The sequence below is a fragment of the Segeticoccus rhizosphaerae genome, assembly GCF_009192725.1.
Taxonomy (GTDB): Bacteria; Actinomycetota; Actinomycetes; order Actinomycetales; family Dermatophilaceae; genus Segeticoccus; species Segeticoccus rhizosphaerae.
In genome coordinates this window covers 1-3,702 of the sequence record NZ_VOHR01000350.1, presented here as the reverse complement: position 1 = coordinate 3,702, position 3,702 = coordinate 1, and the positions used below count along the sequence as shown (strand labels likewise).

The 3,702-nt window shown below is 71.5% G+C and carries 4 protein-coding genes; 1 reads left to right on the top strand and 3 read right to left on the bottom strand.

What is annotated here, in order from left to right; genetic code table 11:
- Positions 1 to 434 (bottom strand): aminopeptidase P family N-terminal domain-containing protein (locus tag FRW57_RS18795; RefSeq protein ID WP_203230413.1); only part of this gene is annotated, 434 nt, incomplete at its 3' end.
- Between the two features lie 80 nt (positions 435 to 514).
- The gene (gene gcvT / locus FRW57_RS18790) at positions 515 to 1,624 is read right to left on the bottom strand and encodes a glycine cleavage system aminomethyltransferase GcvT (protein WP_152186739.1); all 1,110 of its coding nucleotides are present in this window, start codon (positions 1,622 to 1,624) and stop codon (positions 515 to 517) included.
- 98 nt (positions 1,625 to 1,722) lie between these two features.
- On the opposite strand from gcvT, the gene FRW57_RS18785 reads away from it, so the two are divergent.
- Positions 1,723 to 3,237 carry a leucyl aminopeptidase gene (locus FRW57_RS18785; protein ID WP_152186738.1) on the top strand — a complete coding sequence of 505 codons (1,515 nt, stop codon included), beginning with the start codon at positions 1,723 to 1,725 and terminating at the stop codon, positions 3,235 to 3,237.
- Between the two features lie 110 nt (positions 3,238 to 3,347).
- On the opposite strand, the gene FRW57_RS18780 is transcribed toward FRW57_RS18785, so the two are convergent.
- Positions 3,348 to 3,542, bottom strand: a complete 195-nt coding sequence (locus FRW57_RS18780; protein WP_137120218.1) for a DUF5302 domain-containing protein — start codon at positions 3,540 to 3,542, stop codon at positions 3,348 to 3,350.
- Positions 3,543 to 3,702 lie beyond the last annotated feature (160 nt).

The following is a 3,702-nucleotide window of genomic DNA, read 5'->3' as shown; positions in this document are numbered from 1 at the left end:
AGCCGCGACCCGTCCACCGCCGCCTGGACCCGTAGCAGGTGTCGGGCCGGCAGGTCGTCGTCCACGCCGAGCACCCGCGCAGCAGCCGGCAGGAGCGAGGCCAGCAGGGCATGCGGGTCCTGCCCGTCCAGCCAGGTCACCGCCTCGACGCCGAGGGCGTCGGTGGGCACACCGTCCCAGCCGGGCCGTTCGAGCGCCGGCACCAGCAGCCGTGGGCTCGCGCCCGGGACGATGACCAGACACGTGAGCCGCTCATGCGACGGCACCGAGTGGCCCACCAGGTAGCGCAGGTTCGCCCCCGGACCGACCAGCACCGCGTCCAGGCCCGCGCGTTCGGCCTCGGCTGACAGTCTCCCCAGGCGCTCGACGAGCGCGTCCGTGGAAGCGCGTGCGGACAGGGCTGGGTCGCGGTCGAGGGCAGCAGGCTCAGACATGCCTCGAGGTTAGCCATTGCGGTGTTCGGACGAACCGAGCGTGGCGCGGCAGGGCGCCCACCCGGCACACGGGCAGCGGTTCAGTCCTCGCGCACCTGGACCTCGACGAACGGAGGCTTGACCACGGTCGCGGCGACGTCGCGACCGCGCACGTCCACGACTACCTCGTCGCCCTCGGAGACCGCTCGGTCGAGCAGCGCGAGTCCGATGCCCTCCTTCAGGGTCGGCGAGAAGGTGCCGGAGGTGACCGTGCCGACCACCGCGCCGTCCGCGTCCTTCACCTCGCAGCCGGCGCGCGGTATGCCGCGTCCGGTCACCTTCAGGCCACGGGAGAGCGGCGTCTTCTTCTCCGCCCGCTCCGCCTCGAGCGCCTCCTTGCCCCAGAAGGTGTCCTTCTTCCAGCCCACCGCCCAGCCGACGCGCGCCTGGACCGGCGTGATCTCCAGGCTCAGCTCGTGACCGTGCAGGGCGTAGCCCATCTCGGTGCGCAGCGTGTCGCGGGAGCCGAGACCACAGGGCAGCCCCTGGTAGGGGGCGATGGCCTCGGTGAGGGCGTCCCACAGCTCGGCGGTGTCGTTCCAGCGCGGCACGAGCTCGTAGCCCTGTTCGCCGGTGTAGCCGGTGCGGCAGACGATGACCGGCCTGCCCTGCCAGTCCGCCGCCACGAACGACATGTAGTCGTGCCCCGTGGGCAGCCCGAGCGACTCGAGGACGTCCTTGCTGCGATGCCCCTGCACCGCGATGATGCCGAACTCGTCGTGGCGGTTCTCGACGCTGATGCCCTCCGGGGCAGCCTCGGCGAGGAGCCGGCAGACCTCGGCGGTGTTGGCCGCGTTGGGGATCAGGAAGACGTCATCGTCGGCCTCGAGGTAGGCGATCAGGTCGTCGACCACGCCGCCATCCTGGGTGCAGCAGAGGGTGTACTGCGCCTTGCCGACCTCGATGCGGTGCAGGTCGTTGGCCAGGCAGGAGTTCACGAACTCCACGGCTCCCTGCCCCGTGACGCTGGCCTTGCCCAGGTGGCTCACGTCGAAGATGCCTACCCGTTCACGGACCGCGGTGTGCTCGCGCACCACCCCACCCCCCGGGTACTCGATCGGCATCTGCCAGCCGCTGAAGTCGGCCATCTTGGCGCCGAGGGCCAGGTGGCGTTCGTGCAGGGGCGAGGTCTGGAGTGGCGCATCGGTCATGAGCGACACGGTAGCGGCAGGGGCGGCGAGCTGCCCGCTATCCTCGCGGTGGGTCCCTCGAACCGGGCGACCACACCACCGAACCAGAGGACTCATCTGTGACGACCGTGACCGTCTCCGACCGACCTGCCGGCGCCGCCAAGGCGGACGCCCTCGTGCTGGCCTCCGTCAAGACCGACGGCGGAGCCGAGCTGGCCGCCGGCCACGGGCTGTCCAAGAAGGCCGCCGCCCACGTCAACGCCGCGCTGAGGAACACCCAGGCAGGTGGCAGCCCGGACGAGCTGGTGCGGTTGTCCGACGTGCCGGAGGTCGCCGCCCCGCTCGTGGTCGTGAGCGGCCTCGGCGCCGCCCCGGAGAAGAGCGGGTTCACCGCCGAGACGCTGCGCCGCGCCGCGGGTGCGGCGACCCGGTCGCTGTCCGGCAGCGCCAAGGTGAGCGTCCGCTTCCCGGGCTCGGACGCTGCTCTCGTGGGAGCGGTCGCCGAGGGCGCCCTCTTCGGCGCCTACGCGTTCCTGGAGCACCGTGGAGAGTCCGCCAAGCGCGCGAAGGCGCCGGTCAAGGCCGTCATCGTGCACACCGACGGCGCGAAGGACCGGGGGGTCAAGGCCGCGGTCAAGCGCGCGGGCGTCCTCGCCGGCCACCAGAACTATGCACGCGACCTGGTCAACACCGCCCCCAACCTGCTCTACCCGCAGACCTTCGCCGAGTCGGTCCGGGCTCGCGCGGCCGGCACCGCGGTCAGCGTGCGGGTCATGGACGAGAAGGCGCTGGCCAAGGCCGGCTGCGGCGGCATCCTCGGAGTCGGTCAGGGCTCGGCCCGTCCACCCCGCATCGTGACCCTCACGTACAAGCCCGCCAAGGCCAGGGCGAGCCTCGCCTACATCGGCAAGGGCATCACCTTCGACTCCGGAGGCCTGTGCCTCAAGCCCGGCGCCAGCATGGTGACGATGAAGTGCGACATGGCCGGTGCCGCGGCCGTCGCCGCGGCCATCTTCACCATCGCCGAGCTCGGCCTGCCGGTCGCGGTGACCGGCTACCTGTGCCTCGCCGAGAACATGACCGGGTCCAACGCCCAGCGCCCGGGCGACGTGGTCACCATGCGCGGCGGCAAGACGGTCGAGATCATCAACACCGACGCCGAGGGCCGGCTGGTCATGGGTGACGGGCTGGCTCTCGCCTCCGAGAAGCAGCCGGACGCGATCGTCGACATCGCCACCCTGACCGGCGCGGCGGTGATGGCACTCGGCCACCGCACGTCGGCGGTCATGGCCAACGACGACGACCTGCGCGAGCGGGTGCACGCCGTCGCGACCGGCGCCGGCGAGTCGATGTGGCAGATGCCGCTGGTCGAGGAGGTCCGCTCGGGCATGGACTCCACGGTCGCCGACTTCAAGCACACCGGCGACCGGGTGGGCGGGATGATGGTGGCCGCGACCTTCCTGTCGGAGTTCATCGGTAAGGACAAGGCTGGCCGGCTGATCCCGTGGGCGCACCTGGACATCGCCGGTCCCGCGTTCAACGAGTCGGCGGCGTTCGGCTACACCCCCAAGGGAGGCACCGGCTACGGCGTCCGCACCCTGGTCGGCCTGGCCGAGGACCACGCGGCGAAGTAGCCCCCGCCACGCCGCTCGCACGTCCACGAACGAGCCAGGGCGCGGACCCCACTGGGGAGTCCGCGCCCTGGTCGTTGTTCCGGTGGGTCGTCCGGTCCGTCCCGAACAGGTCAGCCGCTCTTGCGGCGGAACATCTGCTGCGCACCACTGGTCTCCGGCGCATGGGGGCCGTGGACCTTGCCGCGCTCGGCGTCGTCGGAGACGTCCCTGCCGGCGTGCGCCTGCTTCTTCTGCAGGGCCTCGCGGAACTTACGCTTCACGTCCTCCCCCGGACCGTGACCACTCGGCTTGGACTCTGCTGACATGCGGGCCTCCTCGTGCATCGCTGACACGCACAGCCTCGCACGGACCTCCGCCGGGGACCACCGGTTAGGGATGCGCTGATCTTTTGCGGTAGTCCGGGGCGTCGCCTGACCTGGTGGGCGGGGCTGCGGAATGATCGGGTCCGTGGACAGCGATCAGCCC

Excerpts from the sequence above, each read along its gene's own strand:
- gcvT (WP_152186739.1), bottom strand. The coding sequence starts at position 1,624 with ATGACCGATGCGCCACTCCAGACCTCGCCCCTGCACGAACGCCACCTG.
- FRW57_RS18780 (WP_137120218.1), bottom strand. The coding sequence starts at position 3,542 with ATGTCAGCAGAGTCCAAGCCGAGTGGTCACGGTCCGGGGGAGGACGTG.